Genomic DNA, 19,230 nt, shown 5'->3' with positions numbered 1-19,230 from the left:
TAACTGACCAATTCATAACTGGCCACGTCATAGATGACGATGTTTATTGCTGTGTGTTTTCTTATAGTTTGATTAAAAGCTGTTTTTATCAAGACTCCGCTGTTCAAGGATGCCTTCATCAACTAACTGCTTAAGAATATGCAGGGTTTTCTCTCTGAAGCTATCTCTCAATAGCCTTACAGCAGGTGTAATCGACTGTCGGCTTGGGCAAATCAGCCATAGTTCTGTTGGGCTAGGTGTAAAATCAGGCATTACACTCACAAGCTTACCGGACAAAAGATCTGCTGAAACATCAAGGAATGACTTTACCGCCAAGCCTTTGCCAGCCAAACACCACCGCCTTGCCAGTTCACCATCATTACCTGCACGGTTACTGTTCATTTTCACTTTATATTGGTGATTATGGCTATCAGTAAAACACCATTCATCATGCACAATATCGTACAGTTGGTATAACAGGCCATTATGTTCAGTAAGATCATCAGGGTGTTGAGGTTGACCAAACTTGGCGATGTACTCAGGGCTGGCACACAAAAGTTTCGGCACATTACAGATTTTAAACCCGTATACGTTGGCCTCTGTTGGCGAGCCATAACGCAGTGCCATATCCACAGCATCACGATAGAAGTCAATATTACTGTCACTGATACTGGTGCGAAGATTCACCTGTGGATGACTATCCATAAATTCATCTAGCCAAGGTATCACCAAGTTACGCCCAAAATCAGACGAGAGTGCTATACGTAAATTGCCGTCAATGATATCGAGATCATCTTTAATATTTTGCTTAGCTTGCGCCAGCATAGACAGGGCTTTCTCACATTGAGGAATATAACGCTCGCCTGCAGTAGAGAGCCTTAAATGCCGTGTAGTACGTACAAACAACTCAACACCTATGGCATTTTCTACCCGTTTAACTGCCGCACTGGCTGTTGCCGTTCGCATATCAAGGTTTTCGGCAGCCGCGGTAATACTGCGAAATTCAGCTACCTTTGAAATCACAATCAAGTCTTCTAATAGCATAATTATCAATTTTAATTTGAGAATATATCAAACATTACGCTGTTTAAGATGTTCATGACAAGGACTAATATAGATTCATCAAACGAGCACAGCGCAAATAGCGCCATTTAAATTTCAATATAAGAATAGGATTATTCAACATGACTAGACTCACTATTGTGGCAAACATCATTGCTAAAGCAAACAAAATTGAATTAGTAAAAGCAGAGCTATTAAAACTGATTGAGATCACTCGCGCAGAAGCAGGTTGCATCAATTACGACTTACATCAAGATAACGAAAATCCAGCTCATTTCATGTTTTATGAAAACTGGGAAACTCGTGAGTTATGGCAAACACATATGGGTAACACGCATTTAGCTGAATATATGAGTGCAACCGAAGGCGCTGTTGAGCAGTTTATTTTAAATGAAATGACTCACATCGCTTAAACTCAGGGCTTTATCTTCTGTTTAAATACGCAAGCGATCTCCTCACCCACTATAAAGCGCTAAGTCGATACCGATTTAGCGTTTTTTATTGCATTAGCTCCACTAAATGATATCTTCCGCCATGATCGTTATTTGCTGCAAATATGATGACTTATGGCCTGCACAAGCTAGGTTTTGATTCACAACCCTATAATTATTGAGTATTGATAAGTAATTAATTATATTGGATTAGCCAATCATTCCATTCCCAAACAAAAGAGGCAAAGATGACATCATCAAGATATACCTTTGCTGTGAATATTTGTTTGTTTTTCAGCGTCCTGCTCCTAGTAACATCAGCACTAGTCATGCCAGTACTAGCAAAAGATGTGGTTATATTGAATCAACCTGACTCTGTCCATGATACCCGCTACGAATATAGCTATAAGCTTATGCAGCTTTCTTTAATTCATACAGAAGATGATTTTGGAGACTGGGAGATAACCACCTCAGATTATCCAATGACATCAGGTAGAGTCTTACCTGAATTAATGACTGGCGAGTTAATCAATGTCATCGCCGAAGCGCCTAAAACACAATGGAGTGAAAAACTTATTGCCATTGATGTGCCACTACGAAAAGGTGTTCAAGGATTTCGCATCTTCATCATCAAACAGCAAAACCAATCACTATTTTCTGACATCAACACATTCGAGCAATTCAAATTGATACCGACAGGATCAGGGATGTTTTGGTCAACACGCTTTGCAATGGAAAAAGCAGGAATGGATGTGGTTATTGGTTCGAGTTACGATGGGCTTTTTCATATGCTTGATAAAGAGCGCTTTATCAGTTTCGGTCGCGGAATTAATGAAGCCTATGATGAAGTTGAAACCTATGGAAAAATTTATCCCGATTTAATTGTCGAAAAAAACACCTTATTACATATTCCATTAGTCACACTATTTCATGTATCGCCCGCACACCCTCAATTAGCCAACCGAATAAAAGTAGGTCTACAGCGTATCAAAGATAATGGATTATTTGACGAGGCATTTCACCAAGAGCATTGCCAGTTTTTAGTGAAAAGTCAGCTTAGTCAACGCCAAGTATTTACTATCGATAATGAGCTAATCAGTAAGCAAGACCATAAAGAAATGCTCAAGAATAAAGAAGTCATCTCACCAAAAACAAACTTTGATGAAATTTGTCTGACTTACATAGAAGAATAACCATCAACGCCGTTTCGCATCATATCAACAAGCAATAAAAAAGCCTTAACACAACGAGTTACCTCGATGTCATTAAGGCTTTAATGTCACTGTTTAGCTATTTAATAATAGCGAGAACAATATTACTTTTTGAGTTTTGCAAACGCATTAGCAAATGCATCGCCCATTGCCGCATTGGCAGGGGCTTTGTTTTGCTTACCTTGGCCGCCTTTAGCTGACTGACCTTTAGAAGCTGCTTGTTTGCCTTTGCCAGTACTTCCTTTACCTGAAGCCTGTGGCTTATTCGATGATGCTTTAGCTTGTACTGGCTCATCTAAGCGCATACTTAATGCAATGCGGCGACGTTCAGTATCAACTTCCATCACTTTGACTTTAACCACGTCACCCGCTTTAACGATAGTATGCGGATCGCTAACAAACTTATCTGTTAATGATGAAATATGCACTAAACCATCTTGATGCACACCCACATCTACAAAGGCGCCAAAGTTAGTCACGTTAGTGACAACCCCTTCGAGGATCATTTCAAGTTTGAGATCTTTTAACTCTTCAACACCATCTTTAAAGCTGGCAGTTTTAAACTCACCACGAGGATCTCGCCCAGGTTTATCAAGCTCGGCCAAAATATCAGTAATAGTCGGTAAACCAAACTCTTCAGTGACAAACTCTACTGCTTTAAGCTCTGATAGTAATGCCGTATTGCCCATTAACTGCGTAACCGTTTGCTGTTTCGCTTTAGCAATCGATTCCACTAATTTATAGGCTTCTGGGTGAACAGAAGAGCCATCTAATGGATTTTTTGCCTGAGGAATACGTAAGAAACCGGCAGCCTGCTCATAAGCTTTAGGGCCTAAACGCGCGACTTTCAATAATTGCTTACGGGTCTCAAACTGGCCGTTTTCATCACGATAAGTAACGACATTCTTAGCCAAGGTTTTGTTGAGACCAGCCACTTGAGCCAGCAATGGCGCTGAAGCCATATTTAAATCGACACCAACACCGTTCACACAGTCTTCGACAACGGCTTCAAGTGAACTAGATAACTGGCTTTGACTCACATCATGCTGATATTGGCCGACACCAATGGATTTTGGTTCAATTTTAACTAATTCCGCTAACGGATCTTGCAAACGACGTGCAATCGATACCGCACCACGAATCGATACATCCAGATTCGGGAACTCATCGGATGCTAGCTCAGAAGCAGAGTAAACAGAGGCGCCGGCTTCGCTGACCATAATCTTAGTCAGGCTCGGGTGGGTCTCTTTCATAAAGCTAATCACTTCAGCCGCTAATTTGTCAGTTTCACGTGATGCTGTGCCGTTACCAATCGCAATCAACTCAACTTTATGCATTTTTACTAGGTTAGATAAAGTGCGGATCGACTTGTCCCAAACGTTTTGCGGCGCATGTGGGAAAATAGTGGTGTGAGTAACAAATTTACCTGTGTTATCCACAATCGCGACTTTAACACCAGTACGTAACCCAGGATCTAAGCCCATTGTGGCTTTAGCACCCGCTGGCGCCGCCATTAATAAATCACCTAGATTACGAGCAAATACATTAATCGCTTCAGCTTCTGCACGTTCACGCATCGCACTGATGAACTCAGTTTCCATTTGCAGGGCAATTTTTACCCGCCAAGTTGCAGTGACCACTGTTTTTAGCCATTGATCAACGTCAGAGTCAGACAGTTTTAAATTGAAATGCTCAGCAATAATCACCACGCAATAGCTGCTTTGCGCCACTTCTGCTTTGGGATCTGCATTCATCGACAGGCTCAACACGCCTTCGTTGCGACCACGAAGCATGGCTAAAGCGCGGTGAGATGGGACTTTAGTGATGGTTTCAGTATGCTCAAAGTAATCACGAAACTTCGCACCTTCCTTTTCTTTGCCCTTAACCATTCGACTTTCAAGCACAGCTTGCTGACGTAAATGCTGACGTACTTTCTGTAATAAATCCGCATCTTCAGCAAAACGTTCCATCAGAATAAAGCGCGCACCATCGAGCACTGCTTTGTTATCAGCAAAGCCGGCTTCTGGATTGATAAATTCAGCTGCTTTCGCATCAAGGTTAGTTTGGCGATGAGCTAATAAAAAATCAGCAAGTGGCAATAAGCCTGCTTCAATAGCAATCTGACCTTTAGTGCGACGCTTAGGCTTATAAGGAAGGTACAAATCTTCAAGACGAGTTTTGCTATCAGCAATATTTATCGCCTGCTTTAATTCTGGCGTTAATTTTCCTTGGGTATCAATGCTTGAAAGAATAACTTGCCTTCTTTCTGCTAGTTCACGTAAATAACCTAAACGGCTATCTAAGGTACGTAACTGGGCATCATCTAAACCACCCGTTGCCTCTTTACGGTAACGAGCAACAAAAGGAACGGTAGAACCATCATCAAGTAACGCGATAGTCGCTGAGACTTGTTGCTCACGAACATTCAGTTCTTGAGCGATAATTTGAGCAATACTAAGCATAAAGGGTCTTATTCGGCGTTGAATAACAAATATCGCCCAAAGATAGCATAATCAGCTAAAAACGTTTATTGAGATTACGATTTTTTCACGGTTTTAGTGCTTCACAAAACACAATTTGCTTTTCAAATAACGAGGTTTGGGTTCAGAAATGAATCTAGATACTGTGACAAGGCTCAGCAAAACACCTCTAAAGTGATAGAGGAAGCAACTTAATTAATGGCTAATGTGACTTACTTCTAATTAACAATAAATCCAATTAATAATCATTCGCAAACGTAACAATTGATACATTTATTTAATCTTACCTTTTCATAGTTTAAGTTTAAATAATATTTTGACGTTTGACATATTCTGTAGGACAACAACCAACAGTGTTAGAAAATTGACGACTAAATACTGAAAGATTATTAAAACCACACTCATAAGCGGTCACTTTTATATTGCCATTATTTTTATTTAAAATATAAATAATAGCATTCGCTTTGGTTTTTTTAATTATGTCTTTTACGCAAAAACCTTCAATTTTAACTTCTCGCTGTAAACTCCTAGACGACATACCAAGCATATTTGCTAATGCTACCAAGCTTAAATCTGCAGGTGAAATACTATTAGCTGCCGCATTAACACGTTCTAAATTAGAGATTTTTCGCGGTATTAATGCGTTGACAAGCACCTTATCTCGTTCATCTTTTTTAACGAAAACAGAAAAGGACTGGCAGTTAAACTTCACGTTTTCCAGTAGATCGACATTATAGCCATAGAAAGAACGACCGAAAGGTAACTCTATGATTATATCGGATTTATTTGATTCACTAAATTTTAAAACATACATCATAGATGCATATATAAAGAGATCGTCGTACTTCGAAGCTAATGATTGCTGTGAACGTTTTGCAATCAAACCAACAGAATCGGCTGTCTCTGTGTTGGTCCAATTAAGATCTGACACTTGATTGTAGAACTGGGTAAACGCAATCAGTTTACTGGCATTGCTCACATTACTAGACAGGTCGATTCGAGTGAATTCTTCGATGCGTTGATTGAAAAACTGGACGAAGTCGACAAAGAAAAAAGGATTATTAGTATTCTTTTCAATAAAATTTAATAAGTTAGTTATGGTATTAAAACTTATTAATTCTTCATCAGACAAATATTTAAAATGTGCATATTCAGCCGGTAACGGAAAGTTAATTCTTTCGCAATACTCACATACTATTTTTGTATGAATTGCCGGTCTGCATTTATATTTAATCATAAGGGGAACTTTTTATTTATACCAATGTCATTGCAGAAAGTATTTTAATTTTTTTTGTTACCCCTGATATAGATCCTGATCACAAATGTCGCTTTATGATAAACGCAATTCTTAGATTTGAAATTTACAATTCTTTAAAATACCCCTTATTGATTAGTCCATTTTTATAAATTCGATTTAATAAGGTCAGGTGACATGATGAACTGGTGTCGAAACATCCTAGCTTCTATCAGTGTAATCCTTTATTTGTGCTCATTTAATGCCGCAGCAGCGCCATGGGATGACATGACAGGTGAACAAGTTTCTCAAAAATTAGTGGAGAAGTTTGCTGAAGGTAAGTATTCCCCTAAAGGAGCAGACAGCTGCTTAATGTGTCACCAACGCACTGAAGGCGTTACTGACATTTTCAAAGGCGCACATGGCGACTTAACCAGCAAGGACTCTCCAATGGCGGGTCTTCAATGTGAGGCCTGTCATGGTCCACAAGGCAACCACAACCGTGGTGGTAAAGAGCCAATGATCCAGTTTGGTAAAGACAGCAAACTTGATGCACCGACCCAAAACACCGTTTGCCAAGGTTGCCATAACGACCCAGAACAAATGGCTTGGCATAGCAGCACTCATAATCTCGAAGAGATTGCTTGTGCAGATTGCCACGTAGTGCATGCCGCTAAAGATCCTGCATTAGACAAACTTACCGTTAATGATACTTGTACTAGCTGTCACACCCGTGAAAAAGCCGACATGAACAAGCGCTCAGCTCACCCAATGAAATGGGATCAAATGACCTGTATCGATTGTCACTCGCCACATGGCTCAATGTCAGAAAGTGCACTCAATAAACCGACTGTTAATGACACCTGTTACAGCTGTCACGCTGAAAAACGCGGCCCAATGTTATGGGAGCACGCACCGGTCACTGAAAACTGTGTCACTTGTCATAACCCACATGGCAGCGTTAACGAAGGCATGCTCAACAACCGTGCACCGCAACTATGTCAACAATGTCACGCTGATGACGGTCACGCGAGTCGCGTTGTTTTACAACCTGGAATGGATGCCTTTGGCGGCGGAAAAAGCTGTTTGAACTGCCACAGCCAAATCCATGGTTCTAACCACCCAGCTGGCAGCTTGCTGCAGCGTTAATTAGGAGCCATATCATGAATTTTAAATTGAATGTAATTACCGCTTCTTTATTGTTAGCTTCTGCGCCAACCATGGCCGCTAACTTTGCAGTTGGTAATGCCAATACTGAAAACCTAAACCAAGAAAAGTATGAGTGTAAGCGTTGTACTAATACTTCAGGTTACAGCGGCAACATCGATATTTCAGCTGGATACATCGATAGCGATGATGTCCATGCTGCTAATGCATTAGGTACCGATCAAGATGGCTTTGTCACTGCCCTTAGTGGCGATGTTGAATACCAAGATGAAAATGGCTACCAAGCCAGTATTCAAGCCCATCAATTAGGTTTTGAAAACAGCACAGCGAACATCAGTGTGGGTCAAAAAGGCTTATTTAATGTCGATGCCGATTATTCACTGATTACCACTTACAAATCAGGTGATGCGCAAAGTAATCTTTATTACGATGACGGCATGATGTTGCCTGGCGACACTTACGTATTTGAGTTATCTCAGCAACGTGAAAAAGTCGGTATTGGTGCTGATTTTAATCAAGACTTTTATCAAGGGTATGTGCGTTTCGACCGTGAAGATAAAACCGGTTACAAGAGCAGCAGCTTAGTCAGCCCAAGTCCTGTTAACTTTGGTCAGCGTGTTGATTCCACCACGGACTCGTTTACTGCTGGCGCAGCGTTAACCGGGCAAAACTGGTTAACGGAATTAAGCTACTTTGGCAGTCAGTACAAAAATAATACTGAAAACCTCAGCTTACCTACTGACTACGATGTCTACTCAGCCACACCAGACAATCAAGCACACCAAGTGTCGTTATCAGGCCAGTACCAACTAGACCGCACTATTATGTCAGGTCGCTTTATTGTTGGTCGTATGATCCAAGATGACGATTTAATTCAAGTTGCAGGTAACCCAATTCAAAACTGGGACGGTGAAGTCGATACTACTGATGCCAATATCCGTATTACTTCAATGCTCAGCAACCGTTTACGCATTGGCGGTAGTGTTGACTACAGCAACCGTGAAAACAACAGTTCGGTATTTGAATTCCAGCAATACAACTTCGATAGCGTCAGCGGCACCTTTAAAGAAAATGTCGCCACAGATGTTGAGCGTTCAACGTTCAAGGTCAATGCCAGTTACCGCATCGCCAGTGGCTACCGCCTACAAGCAGGTTACGACCGCAAAGATATCGAACGCACCTACAGCGACCGTGAAGAAACTAATGAAGATAGCTTATGGGCAAAATTGTCTATCCGCGCCATTGATAACTTCACCATTGATATGAAAGCAGGTCACAGCAATCGTGGCGGCTCTGAATATCAAGCCACTGAATTAACCTCGAGTGAAGACAATTCACTGATGCGCAAATACTACCTTGCGGACAGAGAGCGTAACGAAGTTGAACTGCGCATGAGTCACACACCGCTTGATTGGTTAAGCATCGATTTTACTGGTCGTTATGCAAAAGATAACTATGACGACACTGTGATCGGATTAACTGAATCAGAAGATTACAGCTACGACATTAACGTCAATATGCAACTGACTAAGCAGTTCTCTGCTTACGGTTTCGCAGGCCAACAATGGATTAATTCAGCCCAGGCAGGGAGTCAAAACTACAGCGACCCTGACTGGTACGCCGACATTGAAGATGAGTTTATCAACTTAGGTGCAGGCGTAAGTTACGGCGGCTTAATGGAAGATAAGCTGACTTTAGGCGCTGATTACCTGTTCAGTAATTCAAGCAGTGACACTTATGTTACCGCTGATGGTACTAACCCATACGGTGATTACTACTCCTATAACCATAGCGCGAGTCTTTACGCTAACTATGCCTTGAGTGATGACATGGCATTAAAACTGACTTATCGCTACGAACGTTATTACGACACTGATGACGCTCAAATGACCACTGATCAAGTGCCAGGCATGGTTACCCTGGGCGAGCTTAATCACAATTATAACGCCCATCAGATCATGCTGAATTTCAGCTATGTGCTGTAGTCGTTGAACGAACGCACTGAATAAATTTTAGTAAGAGGATTTAATAATGGAACGCAGAAGTTTCTTAAAAATGAGTGCTGCTTTAGGTTGTGCTGCCACCGTTACTGGTTGTAATTCCAGCTCAAAAGATGCTGAGCCAGTACCACCGCAACCACCAGTTGATGAAGCATTAACTTGGTCGGCATGTCTAGTAAACTGTGGCTCAAACTGCCCAGTTAAAGTTTACAGCCGCGACGGGATGATTACCCGCGTTGAAACTCATCATGATGTACAAGATGAGTACGGTATGCACCAAGTTCGTGCTTGTGCACGTGGTCGTTCATTACGTCAACGCACTTATGCATTTGACCGTTTAAAATCACCAATGAAACGTGTTGGTGAGCGCGGCGAAGGTAAGTTTGTGCCAATTACATGGGAAGAAGCAGCGAGCACTATCGGTGGCAAACTGACTTCTGTTATTGCTGAACACGGTAATAAGGCGATTTTCAGAAGCTACGGCTCTGGCGCATATTATGGTTTCGCATCAAATGGTTGTTTCAACCGTTTATTCAACTTAGTTGGCGGTTGCTTACAATACTTCGGTAACTACTCTTGGGCGCAACAAACTGAAGCGGCTAAACACACCTTTGGTACTGGCAGCACATCAGGTTCTGCCACAGTAACACTTGAAAGCAGTGACTTTTTATTAGGTTTTGCTTACAACCCAAGTGAAATCCGTCAATCAGGCTCAGGTGAAGGTTACGATTACTTACAGGCTCTGCAACGTGCAAACGGCCTTAAAGTCACGATGATCGACCCACGTTACACTGACTCAATGACAGGTAAAGAATCATCTTGGTTACCAATCCGTCCAGGTACTGATGCTGCATTAGCAGAAGCGATTGCTTACTTGATGATCAGTTCAGGTTGGGTTGACGCAAACTCTATCGACTTCATCAATAAGAACAGTGTCGGTTATGACGCTGCTTCAATCGAAGCACAAAAAGCAGAATTTGCAGCCAGTGGCGATGCGAAAAAAGTTGAATACGCTGCAGCAATGGACAGTGCAGAGAACTACTACGACTACATCATGGCGCAAGGCAAGTTTGCTGACCGTGAAGCGCGTACGCCTGAATGGGCTGCGAAAATCACTGGTATTTCTGAAGCCAACATCAAGCAAGTTGCAGACGATTTAATGGCTTCTCAAAAGCCTTACATCATTGCTGGCGCGGGTGTTAACCGCCAAGCAAACGGTGAACAAACCGTTCGTGCTATCTACATGCTAGGTGTATTAGCAGGTAAATTAGGTCGTGAAGGTTCATCAAACGGTGAACTACCAAACATGACTAACATGTACCGTGCTTCTATCCCTACAGGCACTAACCCAGTGAAAGAAAAAATCTCTTTCTTCACTTGGTCAGAAGCGATTCACAATGGTGAAACCATGACTGCCCGTACTCACGGTATTACGGGTACTGACGATTTAGATACGCCACTTGGCACTAATATCAAAGTGATCATCTCAGCTTCTGATAGCTCGCTATTGAACCAACACGCTGACATTAACGGTACTGCAGAAATCTTAAAAGATGAAAGCGGCGTTGAGCTTATCGTTTCTTGTGATTGCTGGATGACCCCAGGCGCTAAATTTGCCGACATCATCATTCCAGATACTTCTTGGTTAGAATCAAATGACTTAGTTGATGACTCTTATGCTTCTGGCGCAATGGGTTACATCACAGCAATGAAAGCCGCTGTAGACCCAATTTGGGACTGTAAGTCAATGTACCAAGTATCAGCAATGATCGCTGATGCAATGGGTGTTGGTGCTGAGTTTACTGAAGGTAAAACAGAAGATGAGTGGTTAGAAGAGCTTTACCAACAAACTCGTTCAAACAGCAAAAACTTAGGTGTAACTCCTGCGTTCCCATCAACTTACAAAGAAGCACAAGAAATTGGTTTCTTCCGCAAGAACATGGAAAACCGCAACGTGGCGCTACAAGGTTTTGTTAATGGCGGTGAAGCACTAGCAACACCTTCAGGAAAAATTGAAATCCACTCTGCAGAGCTTGCATGGCGCTCAGCAAACTGGGAACAAAACAAAGTTAAAGGCGACACCATTACTGCAATCCCACAATACACAGTAACGTGGGACAGCTATGAAGATGAAGACACCAAAGATGATTACCCACTGCAATTAGCGGGTTACCACACTAAGGGTCGTACTCACTCTAGCTACCACAACGTACCTTGGTTACGTGAAGCGGTTGAAGATGCAGTATGGATGAACGCGATTGATGCTCAACAGTACGGCGTAGCCTCTGGTGACACTGTCGAAATGTATAACGAACGTGGTTCTATTGAAGTGGTTGTACGCATCACACCTCGCGTACTTCCTGGTGTCGTTGCTTTAGGTCAAGGCGCTTGGTTCAAACCTGATCCAAATGGTCGCACTGGCTCTTCTGGCAAAGTCGTGGACATTGGCGGCGCGATTAACTCGCTAACCCGTTACATGCCTAGCCCAGTGGCTAAAGGTAATCCACAACACACTAACCGTGTTCAACTTCGTAAAGTTTTATAAGGGAGCGCTACCATGAGCGATGCTATCCAATATTGTTTCTATGTCGATACGACAAAATGTACTGGCTGTAAAGCCTGCCATATCTCTTGTAAAGACAGACAAGGCGAAGAGATTCGCAATGCAACTAAGCCAGTTGAAAACGGCGTACCTAGTTTAAATGGTGTTAACTGGCGCCGCGTATATGAATACGGTGGCGGATCTTGGAATGTCGATCCAGCAACTGGTACTTTTGAGCAAGACGTATTTGCTTACTACATGTCTATTGGCTGTAACCACTGTAGCGAGCCAGTTTGTGTTAAGGCTTGTCCAACAGGTGCAATGCACAAACGTCGTGAAGACGGTTTAGTGCATGTAGCTGAAGACTTATGTATTGCCTGTGAAAGCTGTTCACGTGCATGTCCATATGACGCGCCGCAATTAGATCAAGAACGTAAAGTGATGACCAAGTGTGACGGTTGTTATGACAGACTAGCTGAAGGGCGTAAGCCTATCTGTGTTGAATCTTGCCCAATGCGTGCAATGGATTTTGATACAGTAGAAAACATTCAAGCTAAATATGGCGCTGGTGATGGGCATATTGCACCATTACCTGATCCATCAATCACTACACCTAACTTGATCATTAAAGCAAACCGCAATGGTCAACCAGCAGGTGCTGGTGCAGGTAAAATCTTGAACCCTAACGAAGTATAATCAGATCTGGCGGTGGTGCTTCACCACTGCCCTTTTTGAGGAAAAGTTAAATGAGTATTGAACAGTCAGTTGAACAGTTAAGTGAATACCAAGCAATCGCACGTATTTTACATAACCTATTTTGTCATTATCCAGATGCTGAATTAATTCACAGCATGGTAGAAAATGACGTCGCTGCAACTTGGCCTACATTTGCCAACCGTAGCGATAATCAACAAGGACGTGACGCTCTAACAACCTATCTGAATCATTGGAATGAAGCCGAACAGTTACTTGATTTAAAAGTCGACTACGGCCAGCTTTTCTTTGGTCCTGGTGAGCCTAAAGCTATTCCACAGGGTTCTGCGTATTTAGGTGAAGATCAAGTGCATTTCGATGCATCAACCATTGCCCTCATTGATTTTTATAAGCAATACGGGGTTAACTTCGACCTAACAATGCCACAGCCAGTGGATCATATCGGTTTGTTCTTTAGTGTACTGGACTCAAGCTTTGCTACCTTGCAAGAGGCCGCGACTAACCCAGATTCTGACACTGATGCACAGCAGCTAACACAGTTTATCCAAGTGCTATTGCAACAACATATGTTGCCATGGGCAGGACGCTGTTTAGAGCTGGCCAAAATCAATGCTGAGACCGACTTTTATGTAGGAATCTCGCTATTGGCTAATGACTATTTAGCGGAACTAGCCGAAGCATTTAAAATATTACCTATGCCAAGAAAGTTATTTAGGTAGCTGTTTAACCTGGTTTTATACTCGATATATGTTGTTTTCGTAGGAGCTTGTTATGTCAGTCATTCACGCAATGGGCGAGCAATGGGATAAGGCCGAATGGTCGCATCAATTGGTCGCGTTTTGGCAACAAGACACCTACGTAAACAGCCTTTTAGTCGGGGCAACCAACGCGACTACAATTGCCAACTTAGTCGCCGCTTTAATTGATGAGTCCCGCAGGCAAGTCTGTATTGAGTCAGAGTTTGCTAATGCTGATGTTTTTAGTGCTCTATTCGATTGCTTTTTACTCCTCTTCGTCAAAGAAATAAACAGCAATGATCTCAGCCAAGCCGAAGCGTTAATTGTGCAAATCACTGAGCATTATGCCAAACAGTGTTTGAAGCAAGCCGATCCTCAGGCTAACGCAAGTAACCAAAGCATTGATGCCAGACAAGCTGTTATCTGTAATCAGAGCCAAAAGGTTATCACTGCGATGAGTCAGTTATCGCAATTACGTCATCAACGTCGCAGTCAAAGCCGAAATATGGGTAACTAGCCCCATACTTATCAAAAAGCGCTATCGACAACCGCACTCCTTTTAGGTAATTTCACTCAATCAGATATATCAGCATCATTGAGTAGCAAACCAAGTGAAGACCAATCTCATCACCCCGGAAGGGATGACCAAACTAAAAACTGAATTGAACTACCTATGGCGAGAATACCGTCCTGAGATCACCAAAAAAGTGGCTTGGGCAGCTAGCCTTGGTGACCGTAGCGAAAATGCTGACTACAAAGAAAACAAACGTTTATTGCGCCAAATCGATGGCCGAGTCCGTTTTTTGCGCAAACGTATTGAAAGTTTAAAAGTCGTTGAGTATGCCCCAGAACAAGAAGGACAAATCTTCTTTGGCGCTTGGGTCGAAATTGAAAATGATGCCGGTGATATTCTGCAATTTCGCATTGTTGGTCCTGATGAGATTTACGGCGATGCTAAAGGCTATATTTCTATTGATTCACCCATGGCCCGTGCATTACTCAAAAAAGAAGTCGATGACGATGCCGTTGTCCCTACCCCCAATGGCCCCCAAGATTGGTATATCAACAAGATTTCTTATACTAACTTAGAGGTATAATAAACCTGACACCTGCCCAAAAACAGTGCATTACTCATACATACGTCAACTTTATGGCGAATTATTCTACAATTTCTTGCCCTATGATGTTTCTTTACTAAACTTGAGATCCGGTTTTTATTTACCCTGTATCGAGTAAATAACATAAAAAAGGAACTTTTATGTGTAGTAGAGTTTTCTGGATGATGTTAGTTGGTGTGACGCTTCTGATGCTGATAAGTTTCAAGGCACAACCGAGTAACCACCTACCTGAATACATCATAGGCAACTGGCTTAGCCAGCAAGCTGGGCATATTGAACTACTGCAAATAAATGAAGATCAAAGTTACCTGCAAATTGGGCTGGACTTAAATGAGCCGAGTAATAGTTTCGCTGAATGGGGCAGTTTTGCGTTATCTAATACCACCGCTTTTGTGGATATGCCAATATCCATTTCCTTCAACCCCACCTTTAGCAATAACCCGTCCAAAGGGTTTATCACCTTACTGACTAAGCACAATCACAGTCATGTTTACCTCAATAATGACGCATCAAGATTGCAGTTGAATATGGATAAACAAGCCGACAATTCTATCGACAATATTGTTGAATACGAACAACTGCGCTCGCGAGACATTGAAGGTTACTGGTATAACCAAGAATATGATGACTTGTATGCCGTATTGATGCTCGATAATGGCTTATATGTACAGTTACAAATTAACTTTGACCATGATGACGAACTCACGGGAATGGAATGGGGTCAATATCAGCATCAATCAGATTCTGAAGAAGTTTATTTTCAGGCTCAATATGATGACAACAACCAAACAGGCTTCAGTCGCTACGGTGAAATTGCATCGGCAGCTTTTAATGTCAAACTTCATGATGATCAGCTCATCTTCCTCCTCGATAACAACGAAGATGGCGTGATTGATACTTTTTCGCGATTAATGCGAAAAAACTGATTTAGTTACAATTTCTAATATTCCAATCAATATCATTAAATTCAATTAATTTCATAGACTTAATCTAATAACTTCGTCATATTATCCCTGCACAATCATAAACTACTATTACACCTCTTGTTTGCACTCTAATAAAGTCGCTATATTTAGCTTACTAACTGTATTTAGCGCCGAAATTTAGACAAAAGGATATTTCATGGGCCAGGAAACATCTAAAATTCTCGTTGTCGATGATGACATGCGACTCAGATCATTATTAGAACGCTATTTACTTGAACAAGGTTATCAAGTGCGCAGCGCAGCTAATGCTGAACAAATGGATCGCTTATTAGAGCGCGAAAACTTTCACTTATTGGTTTTAGACTTAATGCTGCCGGGTGAGGATGGTTTATCAATCTGCCGTCGCTTACGTCAACAAGAAAACCCAATCCCAATTGTCATGCTCACCGCCAAAGGCGACGAAGTTGACCGCATTATTGGCTTAGAACTTGGCGCCGATGACTATTTACCAAAACCGTTTAATCCACGTGAATTACTCGCGCGCATTAAAGCTGTGATGCGTCGTCAAACAGCAGAAGTGCCTGGAGCGCCTGCGCAACAAGAAGAAGTGATTAGTTTTGGTGACTTTTCATTGAACCTTGCAACCCGCGAAATGTTCCATGAAGAAAAAAGTATCGCTCTCACCTCAGGTGAATTTGCCGTGCTTAAAGTATTGGTATCTCACCCAAGAGAGCCATTATCGCGCGATAAGCTCATGAACCTTGCCCGTGGTCGTGACTACTCAGCACTAGAGCGTTCTATTGACGTACAAGTGTCTCGCTTACGCCGATTAATCGAAGTTGATGCCGCTAACCCACGCTATATCCAAACAGTTTGGGGTTTAGGTTATGTGTTCGTGCCTGACGGCACTGCTCGGGGTTAATTTCTATCAGCCAGTCACAAACCATTAGTCAGCCAAAAGCAATCAAACTGAAATGGTGGCAGCGTTTTCTGCCACGTAATTCTTTCAGCCAAACCGTATTGCTTATTGGTAGTTTGCTACTGATTAATCAACTGGTTTCTTACCTCTCTGTAACGGTTTATTTTATTAAACCCAGTTATGAACAAATCAACCAACTCATCGCACGACAAATAAACTTATTGTTTATTGATGGTGTTGTCATCACCCGTGAAAACCTCACCGTTGTTGATGCCCTCAATGCAAAAGTGCGCGATGATGAGATGAAAGTTTACAATCAGCAAAACGCCATTGCAGCGGGGCTCGAATCGGCCACCTATTATGGTTTTTTGTCCGAACAAATGTCTGAGTACCTTGGCGGCGAAGCGGAAGTACGCTTTTCTCAAGGTAAACAACTGCAAGTGTGGATCAGGCCGCCACAAGCACCGACTCTGTGGATAAAAGTGCCGCTGACAGGGCTAAACGAAAATGATTTATCACCACTAACATTGTATTTATTGGTAATTGGTGCGCTCAGTGTCGCAGGTGGATGGTGGTTTGCACGCAGGCTCAACAGGCCGCTTAAGCGTTTACAACGCGCTGCTTTCTCTGTATCTAAAGGCGAATTCCCAGAGCCATTACCCTTAAGTGGATCATCAGAGATTGTTGAAGTAACCCATGCATTCAACCAGATGTCTCACAGTATGAAGCAACTTGAGCAAGATCGAGCGTTACTGATGGCCGGCATATCCCACGACCTACGTACGCCACTAACACGAATTCGCTTAGCCTCTGAAATGATGGTGGATGAAGATCAATACCTCAAAGATGGCATAGTCACCGATATTGAAGATATGGATGACATCATTAACCAGTTTATTGCTTATGTGCGTCACGACCAAGAAAGTGCCAGAGAGCTTAATGATATCAACCGCTTGATCCAGGAAATCAACCAACAGGAAATGCACCGAGAAGGCAACATTGAACTCAATTTACAAGATTGTCCATTGGTGCCTTTTCAAAGCGTGGCGATTAAACGAGTATTGAGTAATTTAGTAGAAAATGGCTTTCGCTACGGTAACGGCTTGATAAAAATCAGTTCGTATCAAACCGCTAAAGGTGTCAGTTTTATTATCGAAGATAACGGCCCTGGCATTAATGAAGCAGAGATTGAAAAGCTGTTTCAACCATTCACCCAAGGGGATAGTGCCCGAGGTTCAGTAGGTTCAGGTCTTGGCTTAGCCATTGTGAAACGAATTATCGACCGTCACCACGGCAAGATTGAACTTAAAAACCGACCTGAAGGCGGCCTTAGAGCGCAAGTATGGTTGCCAATAGAAAACCAGTAAGTGGCTCTTAGCTAACCCTGTTTTAAGTCAATTTCATTCAACAAAAAAGCGACTCGATGAGTCGCTTTTTGCTATATAAAAATCGGTTTAATACAGATTATAAATCTGCGTGAGGGCCAAAGACTTCGTAATGTAATTGCGACTCTGGCACATTTAACCCAAGTAATTGCTGCTTGATGGCTTTCATAAAACCGATAGGGCCACAGAAGTAATATTGGGCATTTGGCACAATACTTTCGGCGATGTTATTAAGCTCTACAGTCCCTTCAAAATCAAAATCTTCGGCAGGTAAATCTGTCGCTAAAGGCTGACGATACCAAACGTAGCTTTCTAAGTTGGTATTCACATCTCGTTTGGCTTTAATTGCTTGTTTAAAGCTGTGCTGTGCGCCATCTTCACAGGCATGAACCCAAGTGATATTCGCTGTATGTGATTGCGATAATAGCTGGTTCAACATGCTCTTCATTGGCGTAAGGCCGACACCAGCCGACAACAACACTACAGGCGTTTCAGCAGCGGTATTCAGCACAAAATCACCCGCAGGTGCAACCACATCGATGATATCTCCGACTTGGTAATGCTCATGCAGTAAGTTAGAAACTTTACCGCCCTGTTCACGCTTAACACTAATGCGGTACGTACTGCCATTAGGTGCATCTGATAATGAATACTGACGAATTTCTTTAAACTCTAACTGCTCGTGATCAAGCGACACACTTAAGTATTGCCCTGGAGTGAATTCGACGACTGGCTGACCGTCTTCTGGTGCTAACAGGAATGAAGTGATAACCGTGGATTCAGGCGTTTTTGCTTGAACCACAAAGCGGCGTGTGCCTTCCCAACCGCCAGTTTTAGCCGCTGTTTGTTGATATAGCTGCGCTTCGCGATTAATAAAAATGTCCGCTAAAAAGCCATATGCATTGCCCCAAGCGGTCAACACTTCTTCAGTCACAGCATCGCCGCCGAGTTCTTTAAGTGTCGCTAAAAGGTGACCACCAACAATGGCGTACTGCTCTGGCTTGATTAAGAAACCTGTGTGTTTATGAGCAATACGCTCAACTGCGGCGCCCAGTGCTTCTAGGTTATCAATATTTTTTGCGTAAGCGGCAACGGCATTAAATAAGGCAACAGGTTGGCCACCAGTATGTTGATGGGCCAAGTTAAATACATCTTTTAACTCAGGATTATGTTCAAACATACGTTGATAAAAATGCGTAGTCAGTGCAGGACCTGCCGCTTCTAATAATGGAATAGTGCTCTTAACAACGTCTTTAGTATGCTGATCTAACATAAACAACCTCTAATATGTATTTAAAATGCATGTTTTGACAAGATAATAAACA

General features: G+C 42.3%; 16 protein-coding genes. 12 read left to right on the top strand and 4 right to left on the bottom strand.

Annotated features, from left to right (window positions below; all coding sequences use genetic code 11):
- Positions 1 to 72: 72 nt before the first annotated feature.
- Positions 73 to 1,023 (bottom strand): LysR family transcriptional regulator, encoded by a 951-nt coding sequence (locus L2737_RS17445; protein ID WP_102526174.1) that lies wholly within the window; start codon positions 1,021 to 1,023, stop codon positions 73 to 75.
- Between the two features lie 140 nt (positions 1,024 to 1,163).
- Here L2737_RS17445 and L2737_RS17440 point away from each other — a divergent pair, with 140 nt between their 5' ends.
- Together L2737_RS17440 and L2737_RS17435 are read left to right on the top strand one after the other, a co-directional pair.
- Positions 1,164 to 1,454, top strand: a complete 291-nt coding sequence (locus L2737_RS17440; protein WP_248956591.1) for a putative quinol monooxygenase — start codon at positions 1,164 to 1,166, stop codon at positions 1,452 to 1,454.
- A 266-nt stretch (positions 1,455 to 1,720) separates the two neighbouring features.
- Positions 1,721 to 2,665 carry a hypothetical protein gene (locus L2737_RS17435; RefSeq protein WP_248956590.1) on the top strand — a complete coding sequence of 315 codons (945 nt, stop codon included), beginning with the start codon at positions 1,721 to 1,723 and terminating at the stop codon, positions 2,663 to 2,665.
- Between the two features lie 122 nt (positions 2,666 to 2,787).
- Here L2737_RS17435 and L2737_RS17430 read toward each other — a convergent pair whose 3' ends face one another.
- The gene (locus L2737_RS17430; RefSeq protein ID WP_248956589.1) at positions 2,788 to 5,145 is read right to left on the bottom strand and encodes a Tex family protein; all 2,358 of its coding nucleotides are present in this window, start codon (positions 5,143 to 5,145) and stop codon (positions 2,788 to 2,790) included.
- Between the two features lie 322 nt (positions 5,146 to 5,467).
- A complete protein-coding gene (locus L2737_RS17425; protein ID WP_248956588.1) occupies positions 5,468 to 6,400 on the bottom strand; it encodes a helix-turn-helix domain-containing protein in 933 nt (310 codons plus the stop codon).
- A 195-nt stretch (positions 6,401 to 6,595) separates the two neighbouring features.
- Here L2737_RS17425 and L2737_RS17420 point away from each other — a divergent pair, with 195 nt between their 5' ends.
- The 10 genes from L2737_RS17420 to envZ all read left to right on the top strand — a co-directional run bounded on the left by L2737_RS17420 (position 6,596) and on the right by envZ (position 17,887).
- A complete protein-coding gene (locus L2737_RS17420; RefSeq protein WP_420709429.1) occupies positions 6,596 to 7,546 on the top strand; it encodes a DmsE family decaheme c-type cytochrome in 951 nt (316 codons plus the stop codon).
- 14 nt (positions 7,547 to 7,560) lie between these two features.
- On the top strand, positions 7,561 to 9,549 hold the full coding sequence (locus L2737_RS17415) for an MtrB/PioB family decaheme-associated outer membrane protein (RefSeq protein ID WP_248956587.1): 1,989 nt from the start codon (positions 7,561 to 7,563) through the stop codon (positions 9,547 to 9,549).
- Positions 9,550 to 9,595: 46 nt separating this feature from the next.
- The gene (locus tag L2737_RS17410; protein WP_102529583.1) at positions 9,596 to 12,109 is read left to right on the top strand and encodes a DMSO/selenate family reductase complex A subunit; all 2,514 of its coding nucleotides are present in this window, start codon (positions 9,596 to 9,598) and stop codon (positions 12,107 to 12,109) included.
- A gap of 12 nt (positions 12,110 to 12,121) precedes the next feature.
- On the top strand, positions 12,122 to 12,802 hold the full coding sequence (locus L2737_RS17405; RefSeq protein ID WP_102529584.1) for a DMSO/selenate family reductase complex B subunit: 681 nt from the start codon (positions 12,122 to 12,124) through the stop codon (positions 12,800 to 12,802).
- Positions 12,803 to 12,852: 50 nt separating this feature from the next.
- Positions 12,853 to 13,539 (top strand): TorD/DmsD family molecular chaperone, encoded by a 687-nt coding sequence (locus tag L2737_RS17400; protein ID WP_248956586.1) that lies wholly within the window; start codon positions 12,853 to 12,855, stop codon positions 13,537 to 13,539.
- Between the two features lie 52 nt (positions 13,540 to 13,591).
- The gene (locus L2737_RS17395; protein ID WP_248956585.1) at positions 13,592 to 14,074 is read left to right on the top strand and encodes a hypothetical protein; all 483 of its coding nucleotides are present in this window, start codon (positions 13,592 to 13,594) and stop codon (positions 14,072 to 14,074) included.
- 94 nt (positions 14,075 to 14,168) lie between these two features.
- Positions 14,169 to 14,654, top strand: coding sequence for a transcription elongation factor GreB (gene greB / locus L2737_RS17390; protein WP_248956584.1), 486 nt, complete (start codon positions 14,169 to 14,171; stop codon positions 14,652 to 14,654).
- Between the two features lie 161 nt (positions 14,655 to 14,815).
- Positions 14,816 to 15,601, top strand: a complete 786-nt coding sequence (locus tag L2737_RS17385) for a hypothetical protein (protein WP_248956583.1) — start codon at positions 14,816 to 14,818, stop codon at positions 15,599 to 15,601.
- 196 nt (positions 15,602 to 15,797) lie between these two features.
- Positions 15,798 to 16,523: an osmolarity response regulator transcription factor OmpR gene (gene ompR / locus L2737_RS17380; protein ID WP_102529589.1), complete on the top strand. Its 726-nt coding sequence runs from the start codon at positions 15,798 to 15,800 to the stop codon at positions 16,521 to 16,523.
- 41 nt (positions 16,524 to 16,564) lie between these two features.
- Positions 16,565 to 17,887 carry a two-component system sensor histidine kinase EnvZ gene (gene envZ, locus L2737_RS17375; protein ID WP_102529590.1) on the top strand — a complete coding sequence of 441 codons (1,323 nt, stop codon included), beginning with the start codon at positions 16,565 to 16,567 and terminating at the stop codon, positions 17,885 to 17,887.
- 97 nt (positions 17,888 to 17,984) lie between these two features.
- Here envZ and hmpA read toward each other — a convergent pair whose 3' ends face one another.
- Entirely contained in the window at positions 17,985 to 19,178 is a 1,194-nt protein-coding gene (gene hmpA / locus L2737_RS17370; RefSeq protein WP_248956582.1) for an NO-inducible flavohemoprotein, read from the bottom strand.
- Positions 19,179 to 19,230 lie beyond the last annotated feature (52 nt).

The organism is Shewanella electrodiphila, assembly GCF_023283985.1.
GTDB lineage: Bacteria > Pseudomonadota > Gammaproteobacteria > Enterobacterales > Shewanellaceae > Shewanella > Shewanella electrodiphila.
This window is presented reverse-complemented; position numbering and strand designations above follow the sequence as displayed.